This is a genomic window from Luteimonas sp. A649, from assembly GCF_054072735.1.
Window position 1 is genome coordinate 132,164 of sequence record NZ_JBSVRQ010000001.1, and the last position, 15,937, is coordinate 148,100.

The window sequence follows — 15,937 nt, forward strand, 5'->3', positions numbered from 1 at the left end:
TCCAGGTCAGTGCCGGCCTGGGCCGTGGAGTGGTCTGCTGGCAGTCAGGATCCAGAGGACCGTAGGCGATGGCATGGGCGTGATGGTTGACAGTTCGCTGGCGCGCGCGCGCCTGGCGATCGGAGGCATCGACCGCGCGCTGGTGCTGCTGCTCGGCTTGCGTGCACGAGTGGCTGCCCACGTTGGGCATTGCAAGGCGCGCGCCGGCCTGCCGCTGGTGGACGTGGAGCGTGAAGCCCGCGTCCACCGGCGTGCCGAAGCCATCGCACGACGCGTCGGGCTGCCGCCTGCGACCGCAAGCGGCCTGGCCACGCTGGCCATCGCCGATGCCCGCCGCGTGCAGGGCATCGCCGCGGATTCCCCCTCTTCCGTCCACGTCCCGCCCACTGGAATCGTCCCGGCCATGCATCGCGCCTCCGCATCCCTCCACGTCCCCACCACCCTGCTGCGGCTGCTGCCGCCGCCCACGCGCTGGGCGCCACTGCTGCGGGCGATTCCTGCCGGCCTGCAGCAGCGGCTGCTCGAACGCGCCATGGCCGCGGTGCTGGCGGCGCCGGTCGCCGACGGCAGCCTCGACTTCATGGCCGACCGTCGCCTGGGGATCGAAGTGACCGACCTCGGCCTGCGTTGGGTGGTGGAGCTGCGCGGCGGCCGGCTGCAAGCCGGCGATGGCGATGCCGAAGCGAGCGTTCGCGGCACCGCCGCCGACCTGCTGCTGCTGGCGAGCCGGCTCGAGGACGCCGATACCCTGTTCTTCCAGCGTCGCCTGGTGCTGACCGGCGACGTCGAGCTGGGCCTGACCGCGCGCAACACGCTCGAACGGCTGCCCTGGGAGTCGGTGCCGCTGGCGCTGCGCATCGGACTCAACCGCGGCGCCAGGTTCGCGCGCACCGCACGCGCCGTGCACCGGCGCGCGGAGGCATGAAAAAACCCGGCAGCGCGAGCTGCCGGGTCCTGTGATGCGGGCATCGAGCGGGGAGAGAGGTCGCGCGATGCCCCGGTCCCGTTGCCGGGACCGTCGACGCCTCTTACTTGCGGCTCTTGCCGGCAGCGGCCTTGGCGGCGCCCTGGACGGCGTCCTGCGCCTTGGCGGCGGCCTGCTCGACCTGGCCCTTGGCGATCTGGGTGATGGCTTCGTTGGTGGCCACGGCCTGGCCGAAGACTTCCTGGCCGGCGCTGACCGAGCGCTCGACGCTCTCGCGGGCCAGCTGCGCGCCCTTCGGCCACACGGCCTTCAGGCCGTCGACGTCACGCACCTGGGCCAGCTCGCCCCAGAAGGCGAAGGCGGCATTGGTGTTCGCTTCGATGGTCGACAGCTGCAGGCCGAAGGCCTTCTCGGCACTGGCCAGCGCCAGGCGGTTGACCTCGGCGGCGGTGTCGGCGAACTGGCGCGTGGCGCTGCCAAACTGCTCGTTGATGTTCTGGTACATGGCGGGTTCCTGCTGGTGTCCGGCAGGGATTGCCGGTTTGTGCGATGCAGCATAGTCGGCCTTATGTTGCGGTGCAACAACCGCTCGTCGGGACGTTCAGGTTCCCTGATGGCAGCGCGCTATGGTCTCAACCCCGGTAGCGGCACCCGGAGGTGCAGGTCTCATGCACCACCACTTCCGACAGCAGCGGGAGTGCCGGCTTCAGCCGGTCCCAGACCCACATCGCCAGGCGCTCGCTGGTCGGATTCTCCAGCCCCGGAACGTCGTTCAGGTAGTGGTGGTCCAGCTGCTCATACAGCGGCGCGAACGCGGCCTTGATGTCGGCGAAGTCCATCACCCAGCCCGACTCCGCGCCCGGCTCGCCGGAGACGTGCAACTCGATCCGGAACGAGTGGCCGTGCAGGCGCGCGCACTTGTGGCCCGCCGGCACGTTGGGCAGCAGGTGCGCGGCCTCGAGGGTGAAAACCTTGAAGATATCCATGGCGCGATTCTACCCGGGCACCCGAACCGTGCCTTCCATCAGCACCCGCGCGCTGCGGCTCATGATCGCCTTGGTCACCGTCCAGCGGCCATCGGCTTCGCGCGCCTCGGCGCCCACCCGCAGCGTGCCGGAGGGATGGCCGAAGCGCACCGCCTCGCGCGTGCCGCCGCCGGCGGCCAGGTTCACCAGGGTGCCGGGGATCGCCGCCGCGGTGCCGATGGCCACCGCGCAGGTGCCCATCATCGCGTGGTGCAGCTTGCCCATCGACAGCGCGCGCACGTTGAGATCGATGTCGGCCGCGGCGATGGCCTTGCCGCTGGATGACACGTAGTCCGCCGGCGGCGCCACGAAGGCGACCTTGGGCGTGTGCTGGCGCGTGGCCGCGCCGGCGATGTCGTCGATCAGGCCCATGCGCACGGCGGCGTGCGCGCGGATGGTCTCGAACATGGCCAAGGCCTTGGAATCACCGTTGATAGCGTCCTGCAGCTCGGTGCCGGCGTAGCCGATGTCGGCGGCGTTGACGAAGACGGTGGGAATGCCGGCGCTGATCATCGTCGCCTTGAGGGTGCCGACGCCCGGCACCTCCAGGTCGTCGACGAGGTTGCCGGTGGGAAACATCGTGCCGCCGTCGTCGCCGTCATCGGACGGATCCATGAACTCGAGCACGATCTCGGCCGCCGGGAAGGTGACGCCGTCGAGCTCGAAGTCGCCGGTCTCCTGCACTTCGCCGTTGGCGATCGGCACGTGCACCACGATGGTCTTGCCGATGTTGGCCTGCCAGACGCGGACGGCGAACGTGCCGTTGTCAGGCAGCCGCGCGCGGTCGATGAAGCCGTTGGCGATCGCGAACGGCCCCACGGCCGTGCTCAGGTTGCCGCAGTTGCCCGACCAGTCGACGAAGGCGCTGTCGATTGACACTTGGCCGTAGAGGTAGTCGACGTCGTGTCCCGGCTGCGTGGCCGGACCGATGATCACGCACTTGCTGGTGGACGAGGTCGCGCCGCCCATGCCGTCGGTGTGCTTGGCGTAAGGGTCGGGCGAGCCGATCACGCGCATCAGCAGCGCATCGCGGTCGGGGCCCGGCGCCTGCGCGGACGCCGGCAGGTCTTCGAGGCGGAAGAACACGCCCTTCGACGTGCCGCCGCGCATGTAGGTGGCGGGAATCCTCAGTTGAGGCGCGGGGTGCTGGGGGCCGTCGGTCATGGAATGCGCTCGGATGGTGCCTCGCGTCATTGTCCCATGGCATTCCGGGGCCGCGGCTGCGGGCCGCCCGGCTCAGCCGTCGGGGATTTCAGGTTCGACCAGCTGCGCAAGCTGGGCCAGCGAGTCCTGCCAGCCCAGGTAGCAGAAGTCCACGGGGATGACGTCCGGGATGCCCTGCTGGACGACGCGCAGCACCGTCCCGGCCACGCTCGCCTCCAGTTCCACGGTGACCGACATTTCGCCGGCAAGGGCAGGGTCGTCGAACCGGTCGGCGTGGACGATCTTCCGGTTCTCGACAAGCTCGGTGTAGCGGGCGCTGAAGGATTCGACCTTGCCGGTGCCGAGGTTGGTGAATGACATGCGATAGCCGCCGCCCACCCGCGCGTCCATCTCGTGGACCTTGCCGACGAAGCCGTGTGGCGGCAGCCACTTGGTCAGGGCGTCGGTGTCGACGAAGGCGCGGTAGACGCGCTCGGGAGGCGCGCGCAGCACGCGGTGCAGGGTGACGGTTCCGGGCATGCGGGTTCCTCCCCAGGAGTGAACCCGCCTGATACGCCCCCTGGCGTTACGCCGCTGTCGTGGCCGCCAGGAAATCCTGGGCGAAGCGCTGCAGCACGCCGCCGGCCTCGTACACCGAGACGTCCTCGTCTGAATCGAGGCGGCAGGTCACCGGCACTTCGGCGCTGCTGCCGTCCGTGCGGCGGATCACCAGCGTCAACGTGGCGCCCGGCGCGGGCGTGCCGACGACGTCGAAGGTTTCGGTGCCGTCGATGCCGAGCGTGAGTCGCGTGGTGCCCGGCTGCAACTCCAGCGGCAGCACGCCCATGCCGACGAGGTTGGTGCGGTGGATGCGTTCGAAGCCTTCGGCGACGATCACTTCCACGCCCGCAAGGCGCACGCCCTTGGCGGCCCAGTCGCGGCTCGAACCCTGGCCGTAGTCGGCGCCGGCGATGATGACCAGCGGCTGCTTGCGCGCCATGTAGGTTTCGATCGCTTCCCACATGCGGGTGACCTGGCCTTCGGGCTCGATGCGCGCCAGCGAGCCCTGGCGGATGTTGCCGTCGGCATCGCGCACCATCTCGTTGAGCAGCTTCGGGTTGGCGAAGGTCGCGCGCTGCGCGGTGAGGTGGTCGCCGCGATGGGTGGCGTAGGAATTGAAGTCCTCTTCCGGCACGCCCATTTTTGCGAGGTACTCGCCGGCGGCGCTCGAGGCCATGATCGCGTTCGAGGGCGACAGGTGGTCGGTGGTGATGTTGTCGCCGAGCACGGCCAGCGGACGCATGCCGGTCATCGAACGATCGCCGGCCAGCGCACCTTCCCAATAGGGCGGGCGGCGGATGTAGGTCGACATCGGGCGCCAGTCGTACAGCGGTTCCACGCGCGTGCCGTCATCCACCGCCAGGCGGAACATGGGCTCGTAGACGCGGCGGAACTGTTCGGGCTTGACGCTGGCCTTGACCACGGCGTCGATCTCTTCGTCGCTGGGCCAGAGGTCCTTGAGCGTGACCGGCTGGCCGTCCGTGTCGATGCCCAGCACGTCCTTCTCGATGTCGAAGCGGATGGTGCCGGCGATGGCATAGGCGATCACCAGCGGCGGCGAGGCCAGGAAGGCCTGCTTGGCATGGGGATGGATGCGGCCGTCGAAGTTGCGGTTGCCCGACAGCACGGCCACCGAATAGAGGTCACGGTCGATCACTTCCTGCTGGATCGCCGGGTCCAGCGCACCCGACATACCGTTGCAGGTGGTGCAGGCGAAGCCGACGATGCCGAAGCCGAGCTGTTCCAGTTCCGGCAACAGGTTCGCTTCTTCAAGGTATAGCTGCACCGCGCGCGAGCCCGGCGCCAGCGAGGTCTTCACCCACGGCTTGCGCGTGAGTCCGCGCGCGTTGGCGTTGCGCGCCAGCAGCGCGGCGGCAATCACGTTGCGCGGGTTGGAGGTGTTGGTGCAGCTGGTGATGGCCGCGATGATCACCGCGCCATCGGGCAGCAGGCCTTCGGCTTCCTGCGCGCGGGCGCCGGCGAGGTTGCCGGAGATTCCGCGCTCGGCCAGGTCGCTGACCGGAAGGCGGCGGTGCGGGTTGGACGGGCCGGCCATGTTGCGCACGACCGATGACAGGTCGAAATGCAGCGTGCGCTCGTACCGCGCGTTGGCAAGGTCCGTGGCCCACAGCCCGGCGGTCTTCGCATAGGTCTCGACCAGCGCCACCTGCTCGTCGGTGCGGCCGGTGAGGCGCAGGTAGTCGAGCGTGTTGTCGTCGATGAAGAACATCGCCGCGGTGGCCCCGTATTCCGGCGCCATGTTGGAAATGGTGGCGCGGTCGCCGATGGTCAGCGCAGCGGCGCCCGGGCCGCGGAATTCGAGATAGGCGCCGACCACCTTCTGCTGGCGCAGGAACTCGGTCAGCGCCAGCACCACGTCGGTGGCGGTGATGCCCGGCTGCGGCCTGCCCGCGAGTTCGACGGCGACGATCTCGGGCGTGCGCATCCACGAGGCGCGACCGAGCATCACGTTCTCGGCCTCAAGCCCACCGACGCCGATCGCGATCACGCCCAGGGCGTCCACGTGCGGCGTGTGGCTGTCGGTGCCGATGCAGGTATCGGGGAAAGCCACGCCGTCCTGCGTGTAGATCACCGGCGACATCTTCTCCAGGTTGATCTGATGCATGATCCCGTTGCCCGGCGGGATGACATCGACATTGCGGAAGGCCTTCTTCGTCCAGTCGATGAAGTGGAAGCGGTCGGCGTTGCGACGGTCCTCGATCTCGCGGTTGCGGGTGAACGCGTCCGGGTCGAAACCGCCGCATTCCACCGCCAGCGAATGGTCGACGATCAGCTGCACCGGCACCACGGGATTCACCTGCGCCGGGTCACCGCCGGCGTCGGCGATGGCATCGCGCAGGCCGGCCAGGTCCACCAGCGCGGTCTGGCCGAGGATGTCGTGGCAGACGACGCGCGCGGGGAACCAGGGGAAATCCAGGTCGCGGCGGCGCTCGACGAGCTGCAGCAGGTAATCATCGATACGCGCGGGATCGGCGCGGCGGACGATGTTCTCGGCGTGCACGCGGGCCGTGTAGGACAGGGCGTCCCAAGCGCCGGGCCGCAGTGCCTCCACCGCCTCGCGGGGATCGAACCAGTCGAGCGAGGTTCCGGGAAGGGGCTTGCGATGCTTGCTGTTCATCATGAGTTGCAGGGGCGCGGGTGGGGAACGCCCATTGTATCGCCGCGGCGCGCCTTGCCCTGGATCAATTCCAGGAACGGCTCGTCAGGCCAGTATGGATACACGGGCCAAGCCTGGCCCGGCGCGAGGAGGGCGATATGCCGGAATACAGCTGGATACTCGCTTCCATACTGCTGCTGGTGCCGTCCCTGGTCGTGGGATTCCTGCGCTTCGGACTGCGCAAGGAGCCTTCGGCAATCAGTGGCTGGGGCGGCGTGCTGTTCGCCCTGATGACGTTTGCCGCCGCGATCTGGATCATTCTCGAAAAAGTCTCCTGATCGCCGGGGAGGCATCAGCGACTCATTCATCCTGTCCGTCCTCATGCCCGGCCGACCGGCCGGCGGCGTCGTGGCGCCGCGGGCCGTACCAGAGCGGCAGTTTGTCCCGGGTGCGCGCCACGCGCCTGGGCGAAGCCAGGAACCGCAGGGTGAAGCGCAGCTTCTCGCCCAGCGAATAGGTGTGCATCTTCCGCGCCGAAGTGACGACGGGTGCGCGCAGGATCGCCACGCGCCCCAGCCGGGCCAACGCCCGCCCGAACGCCACGTCCTCGGCCACGTACAGGGCTTCGTCGAATCCGCCCGCGGCGTCGAACGCATCGCGCGTGCAGAAGATGAAGCAGCCCGGCGTCACGCGGAACAGCCGGAACAGGGCGATCGACGCCGATTCGAAGATCCGTATGTGCAGCGGCAACGGCCGCATGAAGCGGACGGCCGTGCCACCGCCCGGCGCGCCGGAATCCAGCGCCTGCATGGCCGCGTCCACTGCCTGCCGGGTGACCAGGGTATCCGCATCGATGAACAACAGCCGGTCGCCGGCGGCAGCCTTCGCCCCCGCGTTCCGGGCACCCGCGATATGGCGAAGGTCGACCTGCACCACGCGTGCCCCGCGGCCGCGGGCGATCGCTGCCGTCGCATCGGTCGAGGCGTCATCCACCACGATCAACTCGACAACGCGGCTGGATGCGACGGTGGCGATGGCCACCGCGTCGAGGGTGGCGCCGATGACCGGCGCTTCATCGTGCGCGGGAATAATGATTGAAAGCACGTCCGCTCCGGTGGATTGCCCTGAATATCTGGATCGCTTCCAGTCTGCCGCAGGCGCGTGAAGACAATCCGGATAATCCCCGGGGGCCGATTGATAACATTCGCAAATTCCGGATTCGACGCGGCCGGCATTCGAACCTAAACTGCGTCGTTTATCCCCCGATGAAACATGGAGTAATACCCGGTGGCCAATCTCGCAACCGTTCTGAAAGCCGAAATCGCCCGTCTTGCCCGCAAGGAAACCAAGACTCAACTCGACCCCCTCCGCAAGGCCAATGCCGGCTATCGGCGCGATATTGCCGCGCTCAAGCGCGAGGTGGCGGCGCTGTCGCGGCAGCTGAAGTCCGCCGGGCGCCCTGCGAAGAAGGTGCAGGCCGAAGGCGACGAAGGCCGCAAGCTGCGTTTTTCGGCCAAGGGACTGAAGACCCACCGCGAGAAGCTGGGCCTGTCGGCCGCCGAGTACGGCCAGCTGGCCGAGGTCAGTGCGCAGTCGATCTACAACTGGGAAGCCGGCAAGACCGTGCCGCGCCAGGCGCAGGTGCAGGGGCTCTCGGAGCTGCGCGGCATGGGCAAGCGCGAAGCCGCCAAGCGACTCGAAGCCGCCAGCGAGTAATCCGCGGGGTCAGGCGGCCAGCAGGCCGATGACCAGCGCGTTCACCAGGTCGATCACGAACCCGCACACCAGCGGCACCACGAGGAAGGCCTTGGGTGCCGCGCCATACTCGCGCGCCACGGCCGTCATGTTCGCCACCGCCGTGGCGGTCGATCCCAGGGTGATGCCGCCAAAGCCTGAGCAGATCACCGCGGCCTCGTAGTCGCGGCCCATGGCGCGGAACACGATGAACGTGGTGAAGCCCACCACCATCGCGATCTGCAGCGTCATCGCCACCGCGATGAAGCCCAGCATCGGCTGCAGCACCCACAGCTGCAGTCCCAGGCGTGTCCCAGCATCAGCGCAACGTTGAGCCAGAACACCGCCAGCAGCACGGCTTCGTAGTCGAGCGTGTCGCGCGAGTCGCCGCCGTACAGGCGGCCGACCTCGAGCGTGGCGTCGGCGGAGGGCATCACCGGGTGCCGGCGGCCGCGATCAGTCCCACCATGTTCGATGCCAGGCCGAGCTCGGCGGCTTCTGCGATGCCGAGCTCGTCGGTGAAGTGGGGCGCCCAGGCCAGCGTGGTGCCGACCCCGCCGGTCAGCGAGATCGAGCCCACCATCAGCCCCGCGCCGTAATACAGCGCGCAGACCACGGCCGCGCACAGCACGCCGCCCAACACCGGCTCCGGGATGCCGTAGCGGCCTAGCGTGCCGATCCGCGCGGCGAGGCCCTTGCCGGCGAACAGCAGCAGGATCGCCAGCGTGATGCTGACGAAGGCGTCGAAGGACAGGACGCCGTCGACGATGGCTTGGGGCATGGTTCCGTCCTCATCGCGGCACAGGCGCCCGCGACATGCATGCCATTGTCGCGCCCGCCGCACCGCGTGGATTGACCATCGTCATTGTCTCGCACGCCCGCTGCCGCGAAACTGGCCGCGTGGCGCTTGTTGCGCGACGCCGCCGATCCGCCCACCGCAAGGGACCCCGATGACCGCAGACAGCCCGTCGCTCGACACCATCCAGAACCGCACCTTCGACGAGATCTCCGTCGGCGACAGCGCCAGCCTCGCGCGTACGCTGACGCGGGAAGACCTGCGCATGTTCGCGCTGCTGGCCGGCAAGGCCATCGATGATCCCGAGGGCAAGGGCGCCGCGACGCCCGCCGCGCAGGACACCGTCGCCATGGGCATGTGGGCCGGCGCCTGGCTGGCGGCGCTGCTCGGTTCGCGCCTGCCGGGTCCGGGCACTGTGTACCGGCGGCAGGAGCTGCGCTTCAAAGGCCCGTTGGCGTCAGGTGACACGCTGACGCTTCGCATCACGGTGACGTCAAAGCACGACGCCAACCGCGCCGTGGTGCTGGCCTGCCTCGGCCGGAACCAGGACGGCGAGGCCGTGATCGAGGGCGAGGTGGAAGTGCTGGCGCGCGACGAGCGCATCGAGCGCGAGCGCGTCGCGCTTCCGGACATCCACGCCAGCGACGCCAACGGCAACGACGGCCTCGCGCGCCTGCTGGCGCACGTCGCCACGCTCGAGCCGGTGCGCGCCGCGATCGTCCATCCCTGCGATGCGCTGAGCCTTGCCGCGGCGCTGGACGTGCGCGACGCGGGTCTGGTGGAACCGGTGCTGGTGGCCCCGCGCGCGCGGCTCGAGGCCGTGGCGGAAGAGGCCGGCCTCGACATCTCCGGCATCGCCATCGAGGACGTCGCCCACAGCCACGCCGCCGCCCTGCGCGCGGCCGAGCTGGCCCGCAGCGGCGACGTGGAAATGCTGATCAAGGGCAGCCTGCACACCGACGAGCTGATGTCGGCGGTGGTGTCATCTGCATCCGGCCTGCGCACCAAGCGCCGCGTGAGCCACTGCTTCGTGATGCAGACGCCGCATTACCCGCGGCCGTTCATCGTCACCGATGCCGCGGTCAACCTCGCGCCCGACCTGCTGCAGAAGGCCGATATCGTGCAGAACGCGATCTTCCTTGCGCACGTGATCGGCGTGGCGCGACCGAAGGTGGCGATCCTGGCCGCGGTCGAGACCGTCAACCCGACGATGCCGGCCACGCTCGACGCCGCCGCTCTGTGCAAGATGTCCGATCGCGGCCAGATCACCGGTGGCGTACTCGACGGTCCGCTGGCCTTCGACAATGCGGTGTCGATGGCGGCCGCGCAGACCAAGGGCATCGAATCGCCGGTGGCCGGGCAGGCGGACATCCTGGTCGTGCCTGATCTGGAAAGCGGCAACATGCTGGCCAAGCAGCTGCTGTACATGGGCCAGGCCACCAGCGCGGGCATCGTGCTGGGCGCGAAGGTGCCGGTGGTGCTGACCAGCCGCGCCGACCCGCGCGAGGCGCGCATCGCCTCCTGCGCGATCGCGCTGATGCTGGCCCATCACAACCGCCGGAGCCCGCCGTGAGCGCACAGCCCGCGGCGCCCGCGGTCGAGTCTTCGGGCGCCGACCTGGTGGTGGTGCTCAACTGCGGCTCGTCGAGCATCAAGTTCGCCGTGTACGACAGCGGCGTCGACCCGCTGCCGCGCAAGCCGCTGTGGAACGGCAAGGTGCAGGGCATCGGTGGTCCCACGCCCGACTTCGGCGAGAGCGGCGTCGAGCCGTTCGCGGTCGAGCTCGACGCCGGCAAGCCCTATCGCAGCGCGCTGGCGCTGATCCGCGACCGCATCCTCGAAAGGCTGGCCGGCCGCCGCGTGGGCGTGGTCGCCCATCGCGTGGTGCACGGCGGCAGCAGGTACTTCGAGCCCGTGCGCGTGGACGCCGGCGTGCTCGACGACCTGCGCGGCTACATCCCGCTGGCGCCGCTGCACCAGCCTTTCGCGCTGGAAGCCGTCGCCATCCTGCTGCGCGAGTATCCGCGGCTTCCCCAGGTGGCCTGCTTCGACACCGGCTTCCACCACACCCTGCCCAAGGTCGAACAGATCCTGCCGCTGCCCTATGACGCCTGGGAGCGCGGCCTGCGTCGCTACGGTTTCCACGGATTGTCATATGCCTACATGGCGACCGCGCTGCCCGAGCGCCACGGCGACGTCGCGCGCGGCCGCACCGTGGTCGCACACCTGGGCAGTGGTGCCAGCCTGTGCGCGATGCGTGAGCTGCAGAGCGTTGCGACCACCATGGGCTTCTCCGCGCTCGACGGACTGATGATGGGCACGCGCACCGGCGCGCTGGATCCCGGCGCGGTGCTGTACCTGATGGAGATCGAGAAGCTGGGCCTGGAAGAGGTCGGCCAGCTGCTGTACCACCGCTCCGGGCTGCTCGGCGTGTCGGGGATCTCGGCGGAACCGCGCGTGATCGTGACGCACGAGGACGACGAAGGCGACAGCGGCGAGCGTGCACGGATTGCGCTTGAACTCTACGTGCGACGGATCGTGCGCGAGATCGGTGCGCTGGTGGCGGTGCTGGGCGGCCTCGACCTGCTGGTGTTCACCGCCGGCGTGGGCGAGCACAACGCCTTCATCCGCGAGCGCGTGTGCAGGGACCTGGAGTTCCTGGGCCTGCGCCTGGACGCGACGGCGAACGATGCGCATTCACCGGTGATTTCCGCGCAGGACAGCCGGGTACTGGTGGGCGTGGAACCCACGAACGAGGAGTGGATCGCGGCCAGTCAGGCGCTTTCCGCGATAATGGCCGCATGAGCACGAAAGCAGACCGCATCCGCGCCGCCCTCGGCGCCCTGTCGCCCACGCACCTGGACGTGCTGGACGAAAGCCACATGCACAGCCGTGGGCTGGAGACGCATTACAAGGCGGTGGTTGTGAGCGACACGTTCGACGGCAAGTCCCCCGTGCGCCGCCACCAGGCCGTGTATGCCGCAGTGGGCGGGCTGATGGCCGAGATCCACGCGCTGGCGCTGCATACCTACACGCCGGGTGAGTGGGCCGACCAGGGTGCGGCGCCGGACTCCCCGCGCTGCCTGGGTGGGAGCAAGCACGACAAGATCTAGGGGCTTGCACCGGTGCCGCGCAGTTGCACGGCACCGGCTTGAGCCAGTCGATGAACTCAATCGATCCGCACCCAATCTCCTGGACCGATGTGGGTACCGGGAATCACGGTATTCCCCAGGTCTTCCCAGACCATTGCCGTTGGCAGCACTTTCTGACTGCCGCCACTCACGACCACTTCGAAGCTTCCGCCCCAGCTGAAAGTGGTTCCGACGCTGTTGGCATTGTGCGTCGCATGGCCTGGCGCAATGGTCACAGTGATGGGGCCGGGTGCAACTTCCACTTTGCCCATGCCGATGCGCCATCTGTAAACCGTGACAGTGACCGTCTGCGGCGCGGCGTCATTGTTGATCAGCACCCAGTCCACCGAGCGCGCATTCGCAGGAAGCGAGAAAACGCCGGATGAGAGAGTCACGCGTTCCGGCTGCAGCCGGTCCTGCACGTCCTGGAGTTCCTGGAGAATCTCGATCAGCAGCGTCCGGTTGTCGATCGGTGACGGCACGGGGACGGGAATGGGCTGCCAGATTGGTGCAGCGCTGGCGAGGCAAGGCAGCGTCAAGGCAAGGGCCAGGCCCGAGCTGAGGAGTGGCTTGCCTGGCGCTCGGCGCCTGGAGGTAATGGTCTTCATTGGAATCCTTTTTTGCGATTGGGCGCGGTGGGTGTCTCCATGCGCAGGCCTGAAATCGCGGAAGAGAGCGATGGGCCGCCATGCAGGCGCGAGGCTGCACGCGCTGGCATCGCGCGCAGCTGACATCGGGGTGGTTGGGAGCGCGCCGGGCCGTCATTGCCGCCATCACTCCAGCAGGTCAACATGCGGTTTTCCCGTCAGGTGAAGCCATGGCCGGAATGTCAGGGCGGCGCAAATGGATGCTTGCAGCCGCGGCCGTCGTCGCGGTGCTGGTCCTTGCCTGGGGCGTGGGCAGATGGCGCGGCCCCGTCCTGCCCGGGTACGACGTGGTCGCTGGACCGATGGTGCAGAACGTCGTCGCCACCGGCCGCGTGGCCGCGCTGTCGCGCGTGCAGGTCGGCGCCGAGATCGCGGGGCTGGTGCTCGAGCGGCGCGTGATGGAGGGCGACCGGGTGGCCCCGGGCGATGTGCTCGTCACGCTGCGCGCGCGCGACCTGGAGGCCCGTCGCGACGAAGCGCTTGCCGCGCTCGCCGCGCTGCGCGAGGCCGAGCGCCCCGATGCCGAGGCGCGCCTGCGCGAGGCGAATGCCGAACTGGCGCAGGCGGAGCGTGAACTGGTCCGCCGCCGGGAGCTTGGCGAGCGCCAGCTCGTGGCCAGGGAAAGCGTGGAGCAGGCCGCGCAGGCCGTGGTCGCGGCGCGTGCCGCCACTGACCAGGCACGCGTGGCCGCGGCAGCGCTCAACGGCGGCGCCCGCGAGGCCCAGGCGCGCGAGCGCGTGGTCGCCGCCGAGGCCGACCTCGCGCGCGCGGTGATCCGGTCCACGGTGGCCGGCACCGTCCTCGTGCGCAACGTCGAGCCGGGCGACACGGTCAATCCCGGCGACGTGCTGCTGGAGATCGCGCGCGACGCCCCCGGCGAGGTCCTGCTGCCGCTGGACGAGAAGAACCTCGCCCGTCTTGCGCTTGGCCAGTCCGTCACCTGCATCGCCGACGCGTTCCCGGACCGTCCTTTTTCCGCGACCGTGTACCACGTCGCACCGGGCATCGATCCCGCGCGCGGAACCGTCGACGTCCGCCTGCGCATCGACCCGGGCACGGACTTCGTGCGCCAGGACATGACCGTGACCGCCACCATCCTCACCGGCAGCCGCGACAACGCGCTGGCCGTGCCCAACGACGCGCTGCTCGAGGCAAGCGAAGGTTCCGACCGTGCCACCGTCCTGCGTGTGCGCAACAGCCGGGTGGAACGCACGCCGGTCCGGCTGGGCCTGCGTGGTCTGGCGATGAGCGAAGTGCTTGAAGGCCTGGATGCCGGCGATCGCGTGCTGGCCGCGGGTGCGCTCCAATCCGGCGACCTGCCCGATGATGGCGGACGCGTCCGCATCGAAGGCCAGGCGCCGCCGGACGTCGGCGGCGACACGCGCGGCGAGCTGCCGGTCAAGTTCGACTGATCGATGTGGATCGAATCCACCATCGCGATGCGCTTCCTGCGCCACGGCCGGGCGCAGACCCTGCTGATCCTGTTCGGCATCGCGGTGGGCGTGGCGGTGATCGTGTTCGTGACCGCGCTGATCGCCGGGCTGCAGGACAACCTGATCGACCGCACGCTCGGGACCCAGGCGCACGTCAGGGTGGAGGCGCCGCGCGAGATGAACCGCATCGCGCCCGCAGCGCCCGGCACGCTGCAGCTGGTGCTAGAGGACCGCCGCGCGCAGGCGCTGCGGCCGATCGACAACTGGCTCCAGGTGCGTGACGTGCTCGACGGGCTTGCCGGTATCACGGCGGTATCGCCCGTGGTCTCCGGGCCTGCCTTCGGACGCCGCGGCGAGGCCGTCGAGTCGGTCGCGCTGGTCGGCGTGGACCTGCCGCGCTACCTGCGGGTGATTCCCCTCGGCGACAGCATGGTCGAGGGGCGGCTTGAAGTCGGTTCCGGCGATGCGGTGGTGGGCAGGCAGCTGGCCGAAGACCTCGGCCTGCGCCTTGGCGGCAAGCTCAGGCTCGATGCCGGCGACGGCCGCGAAGCCATCGTCAATATCGCCGGCATCTTCGAGCTCGGCGTGCGCGAGCTCGACGCGCGCTATGTCTACCTCGACCTGAAGCAGGCGCAGTCACTGCTCGCGCTGCCCGGGGGCGTCACCGTCATCGACCTCACCGTCGAGGACCTCTTCGGCGCCGACCGCATCGCCGCGCGCGTGCGCGGCCTGACCGGCCTGCAGGCCCAGAGCTGGATGGAGACCAATGCGCAGCTGATGAACGCGCTGACCTCGCAGAGCATGTCCACGCGGATGATCAGTTTCTTCGTCGCGGTGTCGGTCGCGTTCGGCATCGCCAGCGTGCTCGCGGTGAGCGTGGCGCAGCGCACGCGCGAGATCGGCATCCTGCGCGCGATGGGCACGCGGCGGCGGCAGATGCTGCAGGTCTTCCTGGTGCAGGGCGCGGTGCTGGGCCTGGTGGGCTCGGCGGTGGGCGGGCTGGCGGGTTGGGGATTGATCGCGGCCTTCAACAACTTCGGTCCCGGCCTGTTCTTCATCCCGATGCCGGTGGCGCTGGTGCCGGCGGCGATGGCGCTGGCCACCCTGGCCGGCGTGGGCGCGGCCCTGGTGCCGGCATCGCGCGCCTCGCGACTGGATCCGGTGGAGGCCATCCGCTATGGCTGACGCTGGCGAGGTGCTGCGGCTTGAAGGGCTGCGCAAGTCCTACAACATCGGTCAGCCGAACGAAGTGGAGGTGCTGCACGGCATCGACCTCCACCTGGACAGTGCGGACTTCGCGGCGCTCGTGGGCCCGTCCGGCTCGGGCAAGAGCACGCTGCTGAACCTGATCGGCCTGCTCGACTCGCCCACCGATGGCGAGCTCTACCTGCGCGGCAAGCCCACGCGTGACATGGACGACGAGGGACGCACCGCACTGCGGGGCGAGCACATCGGGTTCGTGTTCCAGTTCCACCACCTGATCGGCGCGTTCACCGCGCTCGAGAACGTGCTGATGCCCACGATGGTCGCGCGCGGGCGACCGGACCGCGAGACCGTCGACACCGCGCGCGGACTGCTGGCGGACGTGGGGCTCGAGAAGTTCGCCGACCGCCATCCCGACCAGCTGTCGGGCGGCCAACAGCAGCGCGTGGCGATCGCCCGCGCCCTGGTGACGCGACCGTCGCTGCTGCTGGCCGATGAGCCGACCGGGAACCTGGACACGAAGACTGCCGCCGAAGTCTTCGAGCTGCTGCGGCGCTTCAACTCGGAATACGGTTGTGCGGTGCTGGTGGTGACGCATGATCCGCGGCTGTCGGAGACCTGCGACCGCACGATCACGCTGGTGGATGGACAGGTGGTTTCCGACGAGCGCCGGTGATGTCGACCGGCTGTGCACGGACACGATCCGTACGCGTCACGCGGGC

At 69.3% G+C, this 15,937-nt stretch carries 19 protein-coding genes; 9 read left to right on the forward strand and 10 right to left on the reverse strand.

Annotated elements, in window-relative coordinates; all coding sequences use genetic code 11:
* Nucleotides 1-73 precede the first annotated feature (73 nt).
* On the forward strand, nucleotides 74-925 hold the full coding sequence (gene ubiT, locus ACW5E8_RS00620; protein WP_456963576.1) for a ubiquinone anaerobic biosynthesis accessory factor UbiT: 852 nt from the start codon (nucleotides 74-76) through the stop codon (nucleotides 923-925).
* 103 nt (nucleotides 926-1,028) lie between these two features.
* Here ubiT and ACW5E8_RS00625 read toward each other — a convergent pair whose 3' ends face one another.
* The 5 genes from ACW5E8_RS00625 to acnD all read right to left on the reverse strand — a co-directional run bounded on the left by ACW5E8_RS00625 (nucleotide 1,029) and on the right by acnD (nucleotide 6,292).
* A complete protein-coding gene (locus tag ACW5E8_RS00625; RefSeq protein WP_456963577.1) occupies nucleotides 1,029-1,430 on the reverse strand; it encodes a phasin family protein in 402 nt (133 codons plus the stop codon).
* A 127-nt stretch (nucleotides 1,431-1,557) separates the two neighbouring features.
* Entirely contained in the window at nucleotides 1,558-1,911 is a 354-nt protein-coding gene (gene queD, locus ACW5E8_RS00630; protein WP_456963578.1) for a 6-carboxytetrahydropterin synthase QueD, read from the reverse strand.
* 9 nt (nucleotides 1,912-1,920) lie between these two features.
* On the reverse strand, nucleotides 1,921-3,114 hold the full coding sequence (prpF, locus tag ACW5E8_RS00635) for a 2-methylaconitate cis-trans isomerase PrpF (RefSeq protein WP_456963579.1): 1,194 nt from the start codon (nucleotides 3,112-3,114) through the stop codon (nucleotides 1,921-1,923).
* Between the two features lie 72 nt (nucleotides 3,115-3,186).
* Nucleotides 3,187-3,633, reverse strand: a complete 447-nt coding sequence (locus ACW5E8_RS00640; RefSeq protein WP_456963580.1) for an SRPBCC family protein — start codon at nucleotides 3,631-3,633, stop codon at nucleotides 3,187-3,189.
* A 46-nt stretch (nucleotides 3,634-3,679) separates the two neighbouring features.
* Entirely contained in the window at nucleotides 3,680-6,292 is a 2,613-nt protein-coding gene (gene acnD / locus ACW5E8_RS00645) for a Fe/S-dependent 2-methylisocitrate dehydratase AcnD (protein WP_456963581.1), read from the reverse strand.
* A 137-nt stretch (nucleotides 6,293-6,429) separates the two neighbouring features.
* On the opposite strand from acnD, the gene ACW5E8_RS00650 reads away from it, so the two are divergent.
* A complete protein-coding gene (locus ACW5E8_RS00650; RefSeq protein ID WP_456963582.1) occupies nucleotides 6,430-6,609 on the forward strand; it encodes a hypothetical protein in 180 nt (59 codons plus the stop codon).
* 22 nt (nucleotides 6,610-6,631) lie between these two features.
* Here ACW5E8_RS00650 and ACW5E8_RS00655 read toward each other — a convergent pair whose 3' ends face one another.
* Complete coding sequence (locus tag ACW5E8_RS00655) at nucleotides 6,632-7,375, reverse strand: glycosyltransferase (RefSeq protein ID WP_456963583.1); 744 nt, start codon at nucleotides 7,373-7,375, stop codon at nucleotides 6,632-6,634.
* 183 nt (nucleotides 7,376-7,558) lie between these two features.
* On the opposite strand from ACW5E8_RS00655, the gene ACW5E8_RS00660 reads away from it, so the two are divergent.
* Complete coding sequence (locus ACW5E8_RS00660; protein WP_456963584.1) at nucleotides 7,559-7,987, forward strand: helix-turn-helix domain-containing protein; 429 nt, start codon at nucleotides 7,559-7,561, stop codon at nucleotides 7,985-7,987.
* 9 nt (nucleotides 7,988-7,996) lie between these two features.
* Here the strand turns inward: ACW5E8_RS00660 and ACW5E8_RS00665 are convergent, their stop codons facing one another.
* The 3 genes from ACW5E8_RS00665 to ACW5E8_RS00675 are packed head-to-tail and all read right to left on the reverse strand — an operon-like array spanning nucleotide 7,997 to nucleotide 8,786.
* A complete protein-coding gene (locus ACW5E8_RS00665) occupies nucleotides 7,997-8,293 on the reverse strand; it encodes a sodium/glutamate symporter (protein ID WP_456963585.1) in 297 nt (98 codons plus the stop codon).
* Nucleotides 8,254-8,439, reverse strand: a complete 186-nt coding sequence (locus ACW5E8_RS00670) for a hypothetical protein (protein ID WP_456963586.1) — start codon at nucleotides 8,437-8,439, stop codon at nucleotides 8,254-8,256. Before ACW5E8_RS00670 ends, ACW5E8_RS00665 begins: the two co-directional genes overlap by 40 nt.
* Complete coding sequence (locus tag ACW5E8_RS00675) at nucleotides 8,439-8,786, reverse strand: sodium/glutamate symporter (protein ID WP_456963587.1); 348 nt, start codon at nucleotides 8,784-8,786, stop codon at nucleotides 8,439-8,441. The genes ACW5E8_RS00670 and ACW5E8_RS00675 overlap by 1 nt, the downstream gene beginning before the upstream one ends.
* A 169-nt stretch (nucleotides 8,787-8,955) precedes the next feature.
* Between ACW5E8_RS00675 and ACW5E8_RS00680 the strand changes: the two genes are divergently transcribed.
* The 3 genes from ACW5E8_RS00680 to ACW5E8_RS00690 are packed head-to-tail and all read left to right on the forward strand — an operon-like array spanning nucleotide 8,956 to nucleotide 11,914.
* Complete coding sequence (locus ACW5E8_RS00680) at nucleotides 8,956-10,374, forward strand: bifunctional enoyl-CoA hydratase/phosphate acetyltransferase (RefSeq protein ID WP_456963588.1); 1,419 nt, start codon at nucleotides 8,956-8,958, stop codon at nucleotides 10,372-10,374.
* A complete protein-coding gene (locus tag ACW5E8_RS00685; RefSeq protein WP_456963589.1) occupies nucleotides 10,371-11,606 on the forward strand; it encodes an acetate/propionate family kinase in 1,236 nt (411 codons plus the stop codon). The genes ACW5E8_RS00680 and ACW5E8_RS00685 overlap by 4 nt, the downstream gene beginning before the upstream one ends.
* Nucleotides 11,603-11,914, forward strand: a complete 312-nt coding sequence (locus ACW5E8_RS00690; protein WP_456963590.1) for a BolA family protein — start codon at nucleotides 11,603-11,605, stop codon at nucleotides 11,912-11,914. The genes ACW5E8_RS00685 and ACW5E8_RS00690 overlap by 4 nt, the downstream gene beginning before the upstream one ends.
* A 56-nt stretch (nucleotides 11,915-11,970) precedes the next feature.
* On the opposite strand, the gene ACW5E8_RS00695 is transcribed toward ACW5E8_RS00690, so the two are convergent.
* On the reverse strand, nucleotides 11,971-12,540 hold the full coding sequence (locus tag ACW5E8_RS00695; protein WP_456963591.1) for a hypothetical protein: 570 nt from the start codon (nucleotides 12,538-12,540) through the stop codon (nucleotides 11,971-11,973).
* A gap of 239 nt (nucleotides 12,541-12,779) precedes the next feature.
* Here ACW5E8_RS00695 and ACW5E8_RS00700 point away from each other — a divergent pair, with 239 nt between their 5' ends.
* The 3 genes from ACW5E8_RS00700 to ACW5E8_RS00710 are packed head-to-tail and all read left to right on the forward strand — an operon-like array spanning nucleotide 12,780 to nucleotide 15,891.
* Nucleotides 12,780-13,991: an efflux RND transporter periplasmic adaptor subunit gene (locus ACW5E8_RS00700; RefSeq protein ID WP_456963592.1), complete on the forward strand. Its 1,212-nt coding sequence runs from the start codon at nucleotides 12,780-12,782 to the stop codon at nucleotides 13,989-13,991.
* A gap of 3 nt (nucleotides 13,992-13,994) precedes the next feature.
* The gene (locus ACW5E8_RS00705) at nucleotides 13,995-15,197 is read left to right on the forward strand and encodes an ABC transporter permease (protein WP_456963593.1); all 1,203 of its coding nucleotides are present in this window, start codon (nucleotides 13,995-13,997) and stop codon (nucleotides 15,195-15,197) included.
* Nucleotides 15,190-15,891, forward strand: a complete 702-nt coding sequence (locus ACW5E8_RS00710) for an ABC transporter ATP-binding protein (RefSeq protein ID WP_456963594.1) — start codon at nucleotides 15,190-15,192, stop codon at nucleotides 15,889-15,891. Before ACW5E8_RS00705 ends, ACW5E8_RS00710 begins: the two co-directional genes overlap by 8 nt.
* Nucleotides 15,892-15,937: the final 46 nt, after the last annotated feature.

What these genes read in the sequence shown, in the direction of transcription:
- ubiT (WP_456963576.1), top strand. Translation starts at nt 74, where the DNA reads ATGGGCGTGATGGTTGACAGTTCGCTGGCGCGCGCGCGCCTGGCGATC.
- ACW5E8_RS00625 (WP_456963577.1), bottom strand. Translation starts at nt 1,430, where the DNA reads ATGTACCAGAACATCAACGAGCAGTTTGGCAGCGCCACGCGCCAGTTC.
- queD (WP_456963578.1), bottom strand. Translation starts at nt 1,911, where the DNA reads ATGGATATCTTCAAGGTTTTCACCCTCGAGGCCGCGCACCTGCTGCCC.
- prpF (WP_456963579.1), bottom strand. Translation starts at nt 3,114, where the DNA reads ATGACCGACGGCCCCCAGCACCCCGCGCCTCAACTGAGGATTCCCGCC.
- ACW5E8_RS00640 (WP_456963580.1), bottom strand. Translation starts at nt 3,633, where the DNA reads ATGCCCGGAACCGTCACCCTGCACCGCGTGCTGCGCGCGCCTCCCGAG.
- acnD (WP_456963581.1), bottom strand. Translation starts at nt 6,292, where the DNA reads ATGAACAGCAAGCATCGCAAGCCCCTTCCCGGAACCTCGCTCGACTGG.
- ACW5E8_RS00650 (WP_456963582.1), top strand. Translation starts at nt 6,430, where the DNA reads ATGCCGGAATACAGCTGGATACTCGCTTCCATACTGCTGCTGGTGCCG.
- ACW5E8_RS00670 (WP_456963586.1), bottom strand. Translation starts at nt 8,439, where the DNA reads ATGCCCTCCGCCGACGCCACGCTCGAGGTCGGCCGCCTGTACGGCGGC.
- ACW5E8_RS00675 (WP_456963587.1), bottom strand. Translation starts at nt 8,786, where the DNA reads ATGCCCCAAGCCATCGTCGACGGCGTCCTGTCCTTCGACGCCTTCGTC.
- ACW5E8_RS00680 (WP_456963588.1), top strand. Translation starts at nt 8,956, where the DNA reads ATGACCGCAGACAGCCCGTCGCTCGACACCATCCAGAACCGCACCTTC.
- ACW5E8_RS00690 (WP_456963590.1), top strand. Translation starts at nt 11,603, where the DNA reads ATGAGCACGAAAGCAGACCGCATCCGCGCCGCCCTCGGCGCCCTGTCG.
- ACW5E8_RS00695 (WP_456963591.1), bottom strand. Translation starts at nt 12,540, where the DNA reads ATGAAGACCATTACCTCCAGGCGCCGAGCGCCAGGCAAGCCACTCCTC.
- ACW5E8_RS00700 (WP_456963592.1), top strand. Translation starts at nt 12,780, where the DNA reads ATGCTTGCAGCCGCGGCCGTCGTCGCGGTGCTGGTCCTTGCCTGGGGC.
- ACW5E8_RS00705 (WP_456963593.1), top strand. Translation starts at nt 13,995, where the DNA reads ATGTGGATCGAATCCACCATCGCGATGCGCTTCCTGCGCCACGGCCGG.
- ACW5E8_RS00710 (WP_456963594.1), top strand. Translation starts at nt 15,190, where the DNA reads ATGGCTGACGCTGGCGAGGTGCTGCGGCTTGAAGGGCTGCGCAAGTCC.